General features: G+C 70.7%; 14 protein-coding genes and 1 pseudogene. 9 read left to right on the forward strand and 6 right to left on the reverse strand.

Going from position 1 to position 15484, the window contains the following annotated elements; all coding sequences use genetic code 11:
- From ACGWYJ_RS34785 to ACGWYJ_RS34800, 4 genes and pseudogenes are all read right to left on the reverse strand, one after another.
- Positions 1-556, reverse strand: a 556-nt coding sequence (locus tag ACGWYJ_RS34785; RefSeq protein WP_395110819.1) for an NADH-quinone oxidoreductase subunit H, incomplete at its 3' end; no start/stop codon positions are given.
- Positions 549-1220 carry an NADH-quinone oxidoreductase subunit C gene (locus tag ACGWYJ_RS34790; RefSeq protein WP_395110820.1) on the reverse strand — a complete coding sequence of 224 codons (672 nt, stop codon included), beginning with the start codon at positions 1218-1220 and terminating at the stop codon, positions 549-551. The genes ACGWYJ_RS34790 and ACGWYJ_RS34785, both read right to left, overlap by 8 nt.
- Positions 1221-1669: 449 nt before the next feature.
- A pseudogene (locus ACGWYJ_RS34795) lies at positions 1670-2149 on the reverse strand (NADH-quinone oxidoreductase subunit B); the annotation flags it as partial.
- Between the two features lie 56 nt (positions 2150-2205).
- Positions 2206-2577, reverse strand: coding sequence for an NADH-quinone oxidoreductase subunit A (locus ACGWYJ_RS34800; protein ID WP_395110821.1), 372 nt, complete (start codon positions 2575-2577; stop codon positions 2206-2208).
- Between the two features lie 349 nt (positions 2578-2926).
- Here ACGWYJ_RS34800 and ACGWYJ_RS34805 point away from each other — a divergent pair, with 349 nt between their 5' ends.
- From ACGWYJ_RS34805 to ACGWYJ_RS34830, 6 genes are all read left to right on the forward strand, one after another.
- On the forward strand, positions 2927-4000 hold the full coding sequence (locus tag ACGWYJ_RS34805) for a hypothetical protein (RefSeq protein ID WP_395110822.1): 1074 nt from the start codon (positions 2927-2929) through the stop codon (positions 3998-4000).
- A 398-nt stretch (positions 4001-4398) separates the two neighbouring features.
- The gene (locus tag ACGWYJ_RS34810; protein ID WP_395110823.1) at positions 4399-5553 is read left to right on the forward strand and encodes a hypothetical protein; all 1155 of its coding nucleotides are present in this window, start codon (positions 4399-4401) and stop codon (positions 5551-5553) included.
- 61 nt (positions 5554-5614) lie between these two features.
- A complete protein-coding gene (locus ACGWYJ_RS34815; protein WP_395110824.1) occupies positions 5615-5782 on the forward strand; it encodes a putative leader peptide in 168 nt (55 codons plus the stop codon).
- 389 nt (positions 5783-6171) lie between these two features.
- Positions 6172-8013: a 2-oxoacid:acceptor oxidoreductase subunit alpha gene (locus tag ACGWYJ_RS34820; protein ID WP_395110825.1), complete on the forward strand. Its 1842-nt coding sequence runs from the start codon at positions 6172-6174 to the stop codon at positions 8011-8013.
- 67 nt (positions 8014-8080) lie between these two features.
- A complete protein-coding gene (locus ACGWYJ_RS34825) occupies positions 8081-9109 on the forward strand; it encodes a 2-oxoacid:ferredoxin oxidoreductase subunit beta (protein WP_395110842.1) in 1029 nt (342 codons plus the stop codon).
- Positions 9110-9419: 310 nt separating this feature from the next.
- Positions 9420-10130, forward strand: coding sequence for a hypothetical protein (locus ACGWYJ_RS34830; RefSeq protein ID WP_395110826.1), 711 nt, complete (start codon positions 9420-9422; stop codon positions 10128-10130).
- On the opposite strand, the gene ACGWYJ_RS34835 is transcribed toward ACGWYJ_RS34830, so the two are convergent.
- Positions 10127-11740 (reverse strand): MDR family MFS transporter, encoded by a 1614-nt coding sequence (locus ACGWYJ_RS34835; RefSeq protein WP_395110827.1) that lies wholly within the window; start codon positions 11738-11740, stop codon positions 10127-10129. The two genes, ACGWYJ_RS34830 and ACGWYJ_RS34835, sit on opposite strands and share 4 nt — an antisense overlap.
- A 110-nt stretch (positions 11741-11850) precedes the next feature.
- Here ACGWYJ_RS34835 and ACGWYJ_RS34840 point away from each other — a divergent pair, with 110 nt between their 5' ends.
- Positions 11851-12462 carry a TetR/AcrR family transcriptional regulator gene (locus tag ACGWYJ_RS34840; RefSeq protein ID WP_395110828.1) on the forward strand — a complete coding sequence of 204 codons (612 nt, stop codon included), beginning with the start codon at positions 11851-11853 and terminating at the stop codon, positions 12460-12462.
- 521 nt (positions 12463-12983) lie between these two features.
- Here ACGWYJ_RS34840 and msrA read toward each other — a convergent pair.
- Positions 12984-13637: a peptide-methionine (S)-S-oxide reductase MsrA gene (gene msrA, locus ACGWYJ_RS34845; protein WP_395110829.1), complete on the reverse strand. Its 654-nt coding sequence runs from the start codon at positions 13635-13637 to the stop codon at positions 12984-12986.
- Between the two features lie 74 nt (positions 13638-13711).
- Between msrA and rarD the strand changes: the two genes are divergently transcribed.
- Positions 13712-14620, forward strand: a complete 909-nt coding sequence (rarD, locus tag ACGWYJ_RS34850; RefSeq protein ID WP_395110830.1) for an EamA family transporter RarD — start codon at positions 13712-13714, stop codon at positions 14618-14620.
- 66 nt (positions 14621-14686) lie between these two features.
- Positions 14687-15046: a hypothetical protein gene (locus ACGWYJ_RS34855; protein WP_395110831.1), complete on the forward strand. Its 360-nt coding sequence runs from the start codon at positions 14687-14689 to the stop codon at positions 15044-15046.
- Positions 15047-15484: the final 438 nt, after the last annotated feature.

The raw sequence follows: 15484 nt of genomic DNA on the forward strand, positions 1-15484 counted from the left end.
CGACCGCCTGCCAGGGCAGCCACCACCAGCGCCACTCCCCGACGATCCCCGGCAGCGACAGCGTCCCGGCCGCCATCGCCACCGACGAGGCCGCGAACACCATCGGCAGCTCGTAGGACATCAGCTGCGCCGCGACCCGCATCCCGCCCAGCAGCGAGTACTTGTTGGCCGACGCCCAGCCCGCCATGATCGCGCCGATCACCCCGACGCCCATCACGGCCAGCGCGAAGAACACGCCGAGGCCGAGCTCGATCGCCACCTGCCCGTCCGGCCCCACCGGGATGACGAGCAGCACCAGCAGGTACGGGACCAGCGCCACCGCCGGGGCCAGCTTGAACACCCGCCGATCGGCGTCCCTGGGGATCACGTCCTCCTTCTGGACGAACTTCACCCCGTCGGCGAGCAACTGCGCCCAGCCGTGGAAGGCGCCCGCGTACATCGGGCCGAGCCGCCCCTGCATGTGCGCCATGACCTTGTGCTCCGCCTGCCCGACCAGCAGCGGGAGCAGCGCGAACGCGGCGGCGACCAGCGCCGTCTTGACGACGATCTCAAGCATCCGGGGCCCGCCCCTCCGGTCGTCCGGCGTCCGGCGCGCGGCGCCGTGCGGGCTGCGACTGGCGGGCCCGTTCCGCCGCGGCGGCCCACGCCCCGTCCTCCGGAACCCCCGGCGGGCGGACGCGGCGGCGGCTCGGCGCGCCCCCGCCCGACTCGCCCGGCTCCTTCGCGCCCGGCCACGCCTTGGCGACCCGCGCGGCCAGGACGAAGTCCTTGCGCAGCGGATGCCCCTCGAACCCGTCCGGGAGCAACAGCGGCTTCAGATCGGGGTGGCCCTCGAAGACCACGCCGAACATCTCGAACGTCTCCCGCTCGTGCCAGGCCGCGCCCCGGTAGAGACCGGTCGCCGAGGGCAGGCGCGGCTCGTCGCGCGGCACCCGCGTACGGACGAGGAGGTGGTGGCGCCGTTCCAGCGAGTAGACGTGCGCGACGATCGCGAACCCGTCCTCCAGCTCGTCCACGCCGGTCAGCCAGTCGAAGAAGCCGCAGGACAGCTCGTCGCGCGCGAACGCGAGCGCGTCGAGCCACACCTCCGGCGGCACGCCCACGGCCAGCCCGCCGAAGGTCTCCTCGCTGCTGACATCGTCCCCGAACCGCCGGCGCCACGCCTCGGCCAGCGCCTCGGTCTTGTCCGGCCCCGCAGGCTCGCGGCTCGCGTCGCTCATCGGCCGGTCCGTCCGATCTCGTCGTCGTGGCCGCCGTCGTCGTGATCGTCGTCCGCCAGGCCCGGGATGATGGACGGGTCGTGATCGTCCGAGCGGGGCCTGCGGCGCCCGGTCGTCCGGCCCGGCGGCTCCTCCGTGACGGGCTCGACGGGGACGGTCGCGGCGTCCGGGGCCGCCTCCGGGGGCTCGGTCGGGGCGACCGGCGGGACCGGCTGGGTCGCGTCCTCAGGACCCGCCTTGGGCGGCTGGTGCTCCTCCGCGGGTTCGGCGGACTCAGTGGCCGCCGCGTCCTGGGGCGGCTCGGGCTCCTCGGTGGCCGGCGTCAGGCCCAGCGTCGGAACGTCGTCCGGCGCCGGCTGGAGGGGACGGCGCAGCACCGTGGCGGACATGGGACGGGGCGCCGGAGGCGGCGTCACCGACTCCCCGCCGCCGTTGTAGCGCTCCCCCAGCGACTCCCCGGCGATCTTCTCCTGGAGTCGGACGATGCCGTGCAGCAGCGCCTCGGGACGCGGCGGGCACCCCGGGACGTACACGTCCACCGGGATGATCTGGTCGACGCCCTTGGTGACGCAGTAGGAGTCCCAGTACGGGCCGCCGCAGTTGGAGCAGGCGCCGAACGAGATCACGTACTTGGGCTCGGGCATCTGCTCGTACAGCCGCCGCACGGCCGGGGCCATCTTGTCGCTGACCGTGCCGGACACCACCATCAGGTCCGCCTGCCGCGGGCCGGGCGCGAACGGGATCACGCCGAGCCGGATGAAGTCGTGCCGGCCCATCGAGGTCGCGATGAACTCGATCGCGCAGCAGGCCAGCCCGAAGTTGAAGACCCACAGCGAGTACCGGCGGCCCCAGTTGAGCACGAACTTGATCGGCTTGGGCGCCACCCGCGACAGCGCGCCCACGGTCGGCGACGGCAGATCAGTGCTCATGCGCTCGCTCCGCTCGCCGGGGTGTCCACGGAAGCATTCTTACAGCCGTACCACGGTCAGACCCAGGACAGAACGCCCTTCTTGCCCGCGTACAGCAGGCCGGTGGCGAGGAAGCCCAGGAAGACGAACATCTCCGCAAGCGTGGTCATGCCGTAACCAGGGGCGGCGAAGATGGTGGCCCACGGGAACAGGAACACCGCGTCGACGGCGAACACCACGTACAGGAAGGCGAACACGTAGTAGCGCACGTAGGACTGCGCCCAGCCCTGGCCGACCGGGTCCACACCGCACTCGTAGGTCGTCAGCTTCTCCGCGGTCGGCCGGTCCGGGCGCAGGAGGCGGTTGGCGGCCAGGCCACCGGCGACGATCCCGCCGCCGATGATGATCAAAGCGACGACCACCACGTAGGTTTCGAAATAATCAGTCAAACCAACCTCCCTCGCCGCGCGTCCAAGTATTCCCGAGAGGTCGGGACGATCACGGCCGCGGGGCCGTCCTCATGCGGCTGAGCGTAATGTCCCGCTTTTGCTGCACACTAGAGAAGCATTAGAGGGGCCAGTTGGACCTGGAAGGACGTGACCGATGAGCAACCCTCCGCCTCCACCGGGGTGGGATCCCCCAGGAGGATCCTGGCCTCCGCCTCCGCCCGCAAGTCCCGGCGGCCCGGGTGTCCCTCCACCCCCGGGCCCGGGTGGTCCGGGCTTCGGCGGCCCCAGCACGCCGCCGCCCTTCCCCCCGCCCGGCGGCATGCCGATGGGCCCCGGAATGGGTCCGGGCATGCCACCTCCCCCGCCCAAGCGCGGCAACGGAGCGGTCCTCGCCATCGTCCTGGGCGGCGCGCTGGTCGCGGTCGTCCTGGTCGCGGTCGTGGTGGTGGTCGTCCTCGCCAACAGCGGCAAGACCCCCGAGGAGCGCCTGAACGCCGCGGCCAACTCGCTGTCCACGGCGCGCACCCTCAAGCTCAAGGGCTCCTTCAGCTACGCCTCCGACAACCTCCAGGGTGAGGTCACGGTGACCCGGGGCGGCCGTGTCAACGGCCAGGTGACCTGGAACGGCGACAACGTGACGCTGCTGGGCGCCGACAACAAGCTGTTCGTCAAGGCGCCCAAGAGCTACTGGACGTCCAAGCTGAGCTCGCTGTCGTCCAACTCCTTCCTGAAGGACGGCGACCAGTGGGGCCTGGTCAGCAACACCGAGCTCAGCCTGCGCTTCGACCGTGAGCTGACGCCGTCGGCGCTGGCCTCGGATATGCGGCAGATCAGCCGGTACACGCTGCGCGAGTCGGAGACCACCGTCCAGGGCCGCAAGGCGTACCGCGTCGGCAGCAGCCTGACCACGTTCTACCTCTCCGAGGACGGCGAGCTGCTGCGGTACGAGAGCTCCACCAGCCCCCGGGTGTCGGCCGATGTCACGGTGCAGTCCACCGCCGCCAGTTCGAGCGCCATCAGCCAGATGCGCGCCCAGATGGGCGAGCTGACCGACGCGTTCGACTCCAGCAAGTCGCCGCGCAACTCGGCCAAGCCGGAGTTCGTCGACTGCGACCGTGGCGGCGCGCCGTGCACCGTGCGGGTGCGGGTCTGGAGCACCCGGGGCGGCGCGCCCAGCGTGCCCATCAAGGTCAACTTCCGGCTGACCTCGGCGCAGGGCGGCGGCACGCTGTACGGCGAGTGCAGCTCGACCGGAACCGTGACGGGCCTGGACGACGTGACGGTCCAGTGCACGATCTCCGGCGGCGAGTGGGCCAGGTCGGGCAAGAACGCCCGCCGGGTCTGGGTGTCCGCCACGCCGATGGCGATCGCCGCCACCTCCAGCGATGTCGCGGCCATGCAGCGTGGCCTCGACTCCGAGTGAACGGCCTGCCAACGCAATCGGGACCCCACTCGCACGGTCCGCCGCAGGCCGTGCGAGTGGGGAATCCCACCTGAAAGGTCATCGCCCCAGATCGAAGCGGGCGTGAACTGGCTCCGGTGCCGGACGATGCGCGGTCCTGCTGCGAGGACCCGCAACGTCCGGCACTCTATGTCTGTGATGCCCGTTGTCAGCACATTGAGCGCCGCGTGAGCGTAGAACACGAGGGGCCGCCGCAGGTGGGTCCTCGTCCAGATTCCGGCTCGCGCCCCCCGATGAATCCGCTCCCGGGTCCCCCGCCGCATCTTCCGCCGCCCCCGCCGCCGGGGCCGCGGTACCCCGCGCCCGGCTACCCGCAAGGCGCACCGCAGGGGCCGCCGCGGGGCTGGCCTCCTGGGCCGATGCCCCCGCCACCGAAGGACGCCAGGCCGTCCCGGCGGCGACCGGCGCTCGTCGCCGGGGCCGTGGTGGTCCTGCTGGCCGCCGTGGTCACCTTCGCGTTGCTGGCGACGTCGGACGACGAGGGACGCAGGCAGGGCGCCACCGCCAAGCCCACGCCCCCGGAATGGTCGCAGGAGGCGGGCAGGTGGCTCACGTCCCTGCCCGGGCTCCGCTATGCCGGGACGATGACCCTGGCGGGCAGGCCCGTCCAGGTGCGGCTGACCGTGACCCGCGCCGGGCTCGGCACCGGGAGGCTCACCGACGGGACGGTCAGCGCGGATCTCGTCGCGATCGACGGCTCGACGTACGTGAAGGGCGGCACCGCCTTCTGGCGCGCCTACAGCGGCGAGGCGGCACGGGCGGGCTCGTTCGCGGGCCGCTGGGCGAAGGTGCCTTCGGCGCTCTCCGGCCTGGCGGACGTTTCGGACATCCTGGGCCCGAGGTCGATCGCGACCCGCCTGGGCTCGGCCGGACGGTGGTCCACCGTGAAGGTCGGAACGACCCCCGCGTACAGGGTGAGGACCGCGGAGGCCGACTACTTCGTGACCACGTCCGCCCCGTACCGGCTCGTGCGGGTACGGGCGGCCGGGCAGGGCAGGCCGCAGTTCGCGGTGTCCCCCCTGGCGAACACCGCCGCCGCGTTCACCGAGCTGCGGCCGCGGGTGGCCGCGCTGGGCGGCGCCGGCGACCCCACGCTGCGCTTCCAGCCGGGCAAGCCGGACTTCGTCAACTGCAACGACAACATGAGCGGCTGCACGCTGAGCGTCGACGCCACGCTGACGTCCCCGCGGGGAACGGTGCCCGCCGGCGCCCGCGCGGCGATGCGCGCCACGATCACCGCCGAGGGCAGGACGCTGGGAAGCTGCACCGGGTCGGCGCCCGTCCCGGCCGGTCGCACGGTGGAGCTGCGCTGCAAGGTCACGAGCCCCGGCTGGCGGTCATGGCTGCGCGTGGTGCGGGAGACACCGGGACCGCACCCGTACGAGGGCTACGCCCGCGTCATCGGCGAGGCGGTCGCGGCGTCCGACGTGGACCGGCTCCTGGATCTGGTCGATCGTGAACGCGAACAGGTCATATCTCCGTCACCGTCGGCCACACCGTCCTCGACGCCCTGAGGCGCCGGTGCAGGACCGGTGCAGGACCAGTCCAGGACCCGCCCCGGGAGATGGCCGGGAGATGGCCGGGGCGAGGGGGCGCCGCAAAGGCGCATTTCACGTGCTGTCTATAGTTCGTGGCGTGTACTTCGCGCCCCCGGGGAGCCCCGGCTTCCCACACCGGCCACCGCGGCTCGTCAGGCGGCTCCACGTCGACCTGTGCCGCATGGCAAGTTGCCTGTGTCCGTGATGAACTCAGGGGCCGCCTGGGTCGTACCACCGGATAAGGACCTGCCCGAATTCCGAAGAGCCGCGTGAACCCGGGCGCGAAGTGATACGTCTTGTGTTACGGGGCCGCGACTCCCTGGAAGAGGGATGTCACATGACGGGCGGAACGCCCGCGGCCGACCAGGCCGCGGCGCCACGGGACTTCAGGAACCGGCCGGAACGCCGAGCCGCCATGGCGGCGCGCCACCGGACCACCGACACGCCACACCCTGCCCCCTTGGCGAACCGCATCGCCCCCTTCCCGAGAAGAGCATTCCATCCCGGACATACCATGAAGGTAAGCCTAAGTAGCATCACGATTCTGGGTGCCTCCCCCAGGACGGGTGCTGCCCGTCGAGGAGGTCTTCCTCTGTGACCAAACAGGTCCAGCAACTCGACCGCGTCATCATCCGCTTCGCCGGCGACTCCGGTGACGGCATGCAGCTGACCGGCGATCGCTTCACCCAGGAGACGGCGGCGTTCGGCAACGACTTGTCGACCCTGCCGAACTTCCCGGCCGAGATCCGCGCCCCGGCGGGGACCCTGCCCGGCGTGTCCAGCTTCCAGCTGCACTTCGCCGACCACGACATCCTGACGCCGGGCGACGCGCCCAACGTCCTGGTGGCCATGAACCCCGCCGCGCTCAAGGCCAACCTCGGCGACCTGCCGCGCGGCGCCGACCTGATCGTCAACACCGACGAGTTCACCAAGCGCAACCTGACCAAGGTCGGCTACGAGGCCAACCCCGTCGACGACGGCTCCCTGTCGGAGTACCGGGTGCACGCCCTGCCGCTGACCTCGATGACGGTGACCGCGCTCGCCGACTTCGACATCTCCAAGAAGGACGCCGAGCGGGCCAAGAACATGTTCGCCCTCGGCCTGCTGTCCTGGCTCTACCACCGTCCCACCGAGGGGACGATCGCCTTCCTGGAGCGCAAGTTCGGCCGCAAGCCGGAGATCATGAAGGCGAACATCGCCGCGTTCCAGGCGGGCTGGAGCTACGGCGAGACGACCGAGGCGTTCTCCGTCCAGTACGAGATCAAGCCGGCCGAGCACGAGCCGGGGCTGTACCGCAACATCACCGGCAACGTGGCGCTGGCGTACGGGCTGATCGCGGCGAGCGAGCGCAGCGGGCTGCCGATCTACCTCGGCTCGTACCCGATCACCCCGGCGTCCGACATCCTGCACGAGCTGTCCAAGCACAAGCGCTTCGGCGTGCGAACGTTCCAAGCCGAGGACGAGATCGCCGCGGTGGGCGCCGCGCTGGGCGCCTCGTTCGGCGGCTCGCTGGGGGTGACCACCACGTCCGGCCCGGGTATCGCGCTGAAGAGCGAGACGATCGGGCTCGCCGTGGCGACCGAGCTGCCGCTGCTGGTCATCGACGTGCAGCGAGCGGGCCCCTCCACCGGGATGCCGACCAAGACCGAGCAGGCCGACCTGCTCCAGGCCATGCACGGCCGCAACGGCGAGGCGCCGGTCCCGGTCATCGCGCCCCGGTCCCCGTCCGACTGCTTCGACGCGGCGCTGGAGGCGGCCCGGATCGCGATCACCTACCGCACCCCGGTGATCCTGCTGTCGGACGGCTACCTGGCCAACGGCTCCGAGCCGTGGCGGCTGCCGGACGTGGACTCGCTCCCCGTCATCGAGCCGGGCTTCGCCGAGCCCGGCCAGGACGGCTTCCAGCCGTTCGGGCGCGACCCGCGGACCCTGGCGCGCCCCTGGGCGATCCCGGGCACGGCGGGGCTGGAGCACCGCATCGGCGGCCTGGAGAAGGCCGACGGGTCCGGGAACATCTCCTACGACCCGGCCAACCACGACCGGATGGTCCGGCTGCGCCAGGCCAAGGTCGACGGGATCGCGAACGACATCGCGCCGCTGGAGGTCGATGACCCGTCCGGCGACGCGAGGGTCCTGGTGCTGGGCTGGGGTGGAACGTTCGGAGCGATCTCCGCGGCCGTCCGCAGGGTGCGCCGCGCGGGGCAGGACGTCGCCCAGGCCCATCTGCGCCACCTCAACCCGTTCCCGGCCAACCTGGAACAGGTGCTCAAGTCCTACGACAAGGTCGTGGTGCCGGAGATCAACCTCGGGCAGCTCGCGCTGCTGCTGCGCGGCCGGTTCCTCGTCGACGTCATCAGCTACAACCAGGTCCGCGGCCTGCCCTTCAAGGCCGAGGAGCTGGACAGCGTGATCCGGGATGTGATCGACAGTGAGTGACAACGGGGCCTCCGGAGCCAACGGGAACGGCTCCAACGGGAACGGCGCGGCCGGGGGACGCAGGGCGCTGGCCCTGGTGCCCAAGGCCGACGCGCCGCAGAAGATGAAGGACTTCAAGACCGACCAGGAGGTGCGCTGGTGCCCCGGCTGCGGTGACTACGCGATCCTGGCGGCCGTCCAGTCCTTCCTGCCCGAGCTGGGGCTGCGGCGGGAGAACATCACGTTCGTCTCCGGCATCGGCTGCTCGTCGCGGTTCCCGTACTACATGAACACCTACGGGTTCCACTCGATCCACGGCCGGGCGCCGGCGATCGCCACGGGGCTGGCCTCGTCCCGCCCCGACCTGTCGGTGTGGGTGGTGACCGGGGACGGCGACGCGCTCTCGATCGGCGGCAACCACCTGATCCACGCGCTGCGCCGCAACGTCAACCTCAAGATCCTGCTGTTCAACAACCGGATCTACGGGCTGACCAAGGGCCAGTACTCGCCGACCTCCGAGCTCGGCAAGATCACCAAGTCGACGCCGATGGGCTCGCTGGACGCCCCGTTCAACCCGATCTCGCTGGCGATCGGCGCGGAGGGCTCCTTTGTGGCACGTACCATCGACTCCGACCGCAAGCACCTGCAGTCGGTGCTGCGCGCCGCGGCCGAGCACCAGGGCACCGCGCTGGTGGAGATCTACCAGAACTGCAACATCTTCAACGACGGCGCCTTCGATCCCTTGAAGGACGCCTCGGTGCGCGACGACATCACGGTGCGGCTGGAGCACGGCGAGCCGATCGTGTTCGGCTCGGAGCGGCAGAAGGCGCTGCGCCGCACGCCCAACGGCTCGTTCGAGGTCGTGAACGTGGCCGACGTGGACCCGTCCGAGATCGCGGTGCACGACGCGCACAACCCGGACCCGTCGCAGGCGTTCGCTCTGTCGCGGCTGGACTCCCCCGCGTTCGAGCACACCCCGATCGGCATCTTCCGCCAGGTCGAACGGCCGTCCTACGACGAGCTGATGAGCGCCCAGGTGGAGGAGGCCATCCGCACCCAGGGCAAGGGCGACCTGGCCGCCCTCCTCAGCAGCGGCGACACTTGGCGGATCGACTGATCGGCATCCAGAGCGGAGCCGAAACCTGACCGACGCCCAGAGCGTGCTGCGTACCAGCCGCTTCACCGGCCCGGATTCCTCAGGGGATCCGGGCCGTCGCATGTTGGCCGGAGGGCGTGGGCCTTGGAGGATGCGAGCGCCTCTCCGCTGCTGCCAGACTGGAACATCATGCCGCTCTCGGGAGGTGACGATGCGGGTCATTCCGCGCCGGAGGAAGGGTCGCCGCGGTCCCCAGGACACCGCGCCCATTCCTTCTCCCGTTCCCTCCGCGTCTTCGGCGTCCCTGGCGTCTTCTGAGCCCGCGGGGGCCGTGGCCGCCGTACCGGACGCGGAGGCGGCCGCCGGGGCGGGCGGCGAGCCGGACGCGACGCGGACGCTGGATCCCGCCGACTGGTCCGGCCCGGACGCGCGGCGGCGGGCCAGGTCGGCGGAGCGGCAGCGGGCCGCGGCCGAGCTGAAGCGCAGCCGTGCCGCGCTGCGCAGGAGCACGTCGCGGCAGGACCGGGCGGTCCGCGATCACCGGTCCTCGCTGCTGATCATGGTGATCATGCTGGGGCTGCTGATCGCGACCGTGGTGGTGAGCGGCGGGCTGGTCGCGGCCTCGATGCGGAACCGGCCGATCACGCTCGCGGCGCCGCTGCACATCTACCCGGTCGTCCGGATCGTTCCGGGGCAGTGCCCGGCGGGCACGGCGGGCATCAGCGGCCAGACGCCCGGCGGACCGGCCTGCTACCAGCTCACTCGCGGCATCGCCATTCGCAAGGTCGCCGATCTGGGCGTCCAGCGGGCGCAGCGGGCGGGCGCGTACGATGTCGCGGTCACGCTGCGCGGCAACGACCGGCAGGCGTTCGCGGCGTTGACCCGCGCGTCCCTCCACCGGGACCTGGCCTTCGTGGTCCGCGACCGGCTGGTCACCGTGCCGCGGGTGGACGCCCCGATCCTCAACGGCAAGGTGATCATCACCGGGCCGCGCGACCGGGCGGAGGCGGACCGGCTCGTCCGCAGCCTGCGGGGCCGCTAGCCGGCCGGTCGTTCGCGCCGCCGCGGCCCGGAGCCGCTCAGCGGCAGTTCCTTGAGCGCGATGACGGCGACGAAGCCGAGCACGGCCACCGGGATGCCGAACAGGAAGACCATCTCCAGCGCCTCGGTGTAGGACTGGAGGACGATCCCGTGGAACGGTTCCGGCAGCGCGTGGATCTGGTCGGGTGAGCCGAGCTGTCCCGAGGCTCCCTTGGGTACGGGGACATGCGCGGCGGCCAGCCGTTCCTGGAGTTCGCCGGTCAGCCGGTTGGACAGGACGGCGCCGAACGCGGCCACGCCCACCGCGCCGCCGAGGTTGCGGAAGAACGACACGCCCGAGGTGGTGGCGGCGAGGTCGCCACGGTGCGCGGCGTTCTGCGCGGCGAGGATCAGGATCTGCATGGTGAGGCCCATCCCGATGCCCAGCACGGCGATGTCGATCCCGATCTGGAACCGGCCGGAGCTCACCTGGAGCCGGGACATCAGGAACATCCCGATGCCGACGCACAGCAGCCCGGCCACCGGGTAGACCTTCCAGCGGCCGATCCGGGTGACCAACTGACCTGACACGGTCGAGGCGACGAGCATGCCCGCCACCAGCGGAAGCGTCATCAGTCCCGAGGCGGTCGGGCTCATCGCCTGGACCACCTGCAGGTACTGCGGCAGGTAGATCATCACACCGAAGATGGCCATGCCGACGCAGAGGGAGGCGAACCCGCACAGCACGAACGTGCGGTTGCGGAACAGCCGGGGCGGCAGGATCGGGTCGTGCGCCGCCCGCTCCGCCACAACGCCCAGCACCAGCAGCGCGAGCGCCCCGGCTCCGAGCCCGTAGGTCCAGGCGGAGTGCCACGCGAACTCCTTGCCGCCCAGCGACAGGACGAGCATCACCAGGGTGGCGCAGCCGGTGATGGTGACCGCGCCGAAGACGTCCAGCCGGGTGTCGCGGCGCACGCGGGGCAGCTTGAGGACCCGCTGGAGGAGCAGGAAGGCGACCACGGCGAGCGGCACGCACACGTAGAAGCACCAGCGCCAGCCGAGGGCGTCGGCGTCCACGATGAACCCGCCGAGCAGCGGGCCCGCGACGGTGGCGACGCCGAAGGTCGCGCCGATGTATCCGGCGTACCGGCCGCGCTGGCGCGGCTCCACCACGTCCCCGATGATCACCTGGGCGAGCGCGGACAGCCCGCCCGTACCGAGTCCCTGGAGCGCGCGGGCGACGATGAGCTGCCCGATGTTCTGCGAGAGGCCCGCGCCGATCGAGGCGAGCACGAAGACCAGCAGGGCCGTCTGGAACATCAGCTTGCGGCCGAACAGGTCGGACAGCTTGCCCCACAGCGGGGTGGAGGCGGTCATGGTCAGCAGCGTGGCGCTGGCCACCCAGGACAGCTGGTCCTGCCCGCCCAGCTCGCCCACGATGGTCGGCAGCGCGGTGGAGATCACCGAGGTCGAGATCATCGAGGTCAGCAGGGCCAGCAGCAGGCCGGCCAGGATCTCCATGATCTGCCGGTGGGAGTAGACCGGCCTCGGCCGCTCCGCTTCGCCCCCGTCGGCGGAGTCCTCCGTCCCGGACGGCACCGTGCTGGTCGTCGCCACATCGCCCCCTGTCATGCCGTGGATCACACGGTCCCGACATTTACCTGTGCTTTGCATGTATGCTAAGTAGTCACGCGTTTACATGCAAATCGGGGCAGGTCGGGAGCAACGGAGAGACTGCGACGGTGCTGGAGCAGGCAGAGGCGCCGGTCACGGGTGAGCCCACCGCGGCCAGGCAGAAGCGCGACCGCGAGGCGACCCACCGCAGGCTGCTGGAGGCCGCCCGCACGCTGTTCGGCGAGCACGGCTACGACGGCGTGACCGTGCGCATGATCGCGTCCGCGGCGGACGCCAACGTGGCGCTGGTCCACCGCTACTTCGGCTCCAAGGCGGCGCTGTTCGGAGCCGTCCTGGAGAGCGAGTACGTGATCCAGCGGGTGATCGCCGGTGAGGGCGACGACGAGCCCCTCCCCCTCCGCCTGGCCCGGCACTTCGTCCGGCAGGCGCACCGCGGGCCGTCGTCCCCCGTCCCCCGCATGCTGGACCGCTCGGTCGGCAACCCCGAGGTCACCGGAATCCTGAGCGAGCACATCGAGCGGCTGATCGTGGAGCCGCTGGTCGCGCAGCTGTCCGGCCCGGACGCCAGGACCCGCGCCATGCTCGCCGTGACGATCATCATGGGCGCCGGTCCGGTGCGGCGCGTGCTGGGCCTGGACGACCTGCGCCACACCGACCCCGAGGAGCTGACCACACGGGTCGCCGCGATGTTCGAGACGGCCCTGGCCCCGCTGCGCTGACCGCGGCTCATCCGCCCCGCAACCGCCGATCCGCTGGAAACCGCCGCCTCACTCCCGCCGTTTCCGGGACGCGGCCCGCCGGCGATGACCTGGCCGGATCCGGCCAGAATTCCTCACTCTCCGCGGCGAGTCGATGACGTTCCGCCGTGCCGTTCTTCCAGAAAATCGGTCGAACGTGTCGAGGGCGTCGCATATGCTCGGCAAACCTCGCTCCAGGTACCCGCGTCCAACACCGAAACCGCGGTCGGAACGGGCGCTTCACCGGCTCGCGGGTCGGGTTAGCGCCCAGCCGCATGGGGGAGATGATCAACATGGCACGGCAGCAGCTTGTCAAACGCCCCAAACCGCCACGTCAACCGAGCCCGCTCGACCTCCGGACCCCTACCGGACGTCTTCTGCCGTACTGACGAACACGACCCCATACACCTGAGACACATAACAACGCAGGGCCTCTCCCGTCCCAAACGGAAGAGGCCCTGCGCCCGTTCAGCCCACGCCCCGATTCCGCTTTCCGTTGCAGGTCACTCGGCTGGGGTGATGCCTGTTGGGCAGGAGAGGCCGGTGCCGCCCAAGCCACAGTAGCCGTTGGGGTTCTTGGTGGGGGCCAGGTACTGCTGGTGGTAGTCCTCGGCGAAGTAGAAGTCGGTGGCCTTGGTCACCTCGGTGGTGATGGTGCCGTAGCCGGCCTTGGCGAGGACCTGCTGGTAGGCGTCGCGGGACGCTTCGGCCTGCTTTCGCTGGGCTTCGTCGCGATAGAAGATGGCCGAGCGGTACTGGGTGCCGACGTCGTTGCCCTGGCGCATGCCCTGGGTCGGGTCGTGGGACTCCCAGAAGACGCGGAGAAGCTCTTCGTAGGAGACCTCGGCCGGGTCGTAGACGACGCGGACGGTCTCGGTGTGGCCCGTGCGGCCGCTGCAGACCTCTTCGTAGGTGGGGTTCGGCGTGTAGCCGCCCTCGTAGCCGACGGACGTGGAGATCACGCCGGGGGTCTGCCAGAACACCCGTTCGGCGCCCCAGAAGCAGCCGAGGGCGAACTCGGCGATCTCGGCGCCGTCCGGGTAGGGCGGCGCCGGCGGCGCGTCGAGGACCTCGTGCCCGGCCGGGACGGGCATCGGCTCTTCACGTCCGGGCAGGGCCTTCTCGGGAGCGACCATCGTGGTCTTCGCGAAGAACATGCCTCCAGGCTACGCAGCCGGGTCGTCAGCATCGTTAGTTAGCGTCGCTCATTACCGGTGGTACGGTGGCGCGCGTGGCGGAACGTCGTGGGCTGGTGTTCGGGGTGGCGGCGTACGTCATCTGGGGGCTCTTCCCGCTGTACTGGCCGCTGCTGGAGCCGTCCGGGGCCGTCGAGATCCTGGCGCACCGGATCATGTGGTCGCTGCTGGCCGTACTGATCATGCTGGCGTGGGGGCGGCACTGGATCCGGGGGCTGACCTGGCGGAGGGCCGGGCTGCTGACGGGGGCGGCGCTGGTCATCACGGTCAACTGGGGCACCTACATCTGGTCGGTGAACAGCGGGCACACGATCGAGGCCGCGCTGGGCTACTTCATCAACCCGCTGGTCAGCGTGGTCTTCGGGGTGCTGATCTTCCGGGAGCGGCTGCGCCGGTGGCAGTGGGCCGCGGTGGGCCTGGGCGCCTGCGCGGTGGTGGTGCTGACGGCCGGGTACGGGCGCCCGCCGTGGGTCGCGCTGGTGCTGGCCATGGCGTTCGGCCTGTACGGGCTGTTCAAGAAGTTCGCGGACATGCCCTCGGTGGAGAGCCTGGCCGTGGAGACCGCGGTGATGTTCCTGCCCGCCCTGGCGTTCACGGTGGCGCTGGAGGCGCGGGGGAACGCGGCGTTCGGGCACGAGGGCGTGTGGCACATGCTGCTGATGGCGGGCGGCGGTGTCATCACGGCGATCCCGTTGCTGCTGTTCAACGGGGCGGCGACCCGGTTACCACTGTCCACGATCGGGATGCTCCAGTACCTGGCGCCCGTCCTGCAGTTCCTCATCGGACTGCTCGTCCAGCACGAGGAGATGCCGGTGGGACGCTGGGCCGGGTTCCTGCTGGTCTGGGCGGCGCTGGTGGTGCTCACCTGGGACGGCCTGCGGGCGCGCCGCCATGATCGTCTCGGTTTCGGCGCATCGGTGGAGCCGGAGATCGCCAAGCACTAAAGTGCCGCAGGCATCACCAGCCCCGCGTTCCTAGGAGTCCGGTTGCGCCTGCTCAGCTTCACTGTGATGGGAGCGGCCCTGATAGCGGCCGGACTGGCCGCGCCCGTCTCGGTCGAGCAGGGCGAGGCGGGGGACGCGATGCGGTTCGGCCCCGCGCTTCCGGGCGGGCGGGTGCGCATCGAGGTGCCGGCCTGTGCCGCGGACCGGGTGGAGTCGGCGGCGTTCGCCGGAGAGGTCCGGCTCGGGGGACGTTCCGGCACGGCCGCCCTGAAGCCGGAGATCCGTCCGGGAAGTTACCTTGTCATAGCCCACTGCGGGTCACGCACGGTGACGGGACGGCTCCCGGTGTCCGAGGAGCGGCCCTGGCCCTCCCTGCTGCCGGGCGCCCTCAATTACCAGATGGCCCGCCTATCCGGAGACCACTGACCGATATCGGCCAGCGATAAGCGGCACGACCACGGCCGGGGCGGCTACGATGGCCAATCCGCGCAGCCGTCACCTGCTCATATCGGCCGTTTCACAAAGGCCGCCGAAAGCCGGTCTTTTTTGATCGATCTTCGTCCCGGGGCGCAAGGTTCGCGGAGCTCGCGGGACGTCGCCCCAGCTTCTTTCCTGGGCTAACTAAACGCGAATTGGCGTGGCGGCGAGAACGCGCGAGATCGATCACTCAGCGTAGTTGACTATCGCCCTCAGTGAGTCGGACCCCTCCTGACAGGAACGGTCACCGACCCTGACGGCCCTTGGCAGGGTGATCTAGCTCACCGTAAGATCCATACATTTCCACCATCTAGGGCCTTGATCCCGTTAATTGATCATGTGATACTTCCTGGAAAACGCCCATTCCACACAAGCATCAACATAACG

The sequence above is a fragment of the Actinomadura sp. SCN-SB genome, assembly GCF_043906805.1.
Taxonomy (GTDB): Bacteria; Actinomycetota; Actinomycetes; order Streptosporangiales; family Streptosporangiaceae; genus Spirillospora.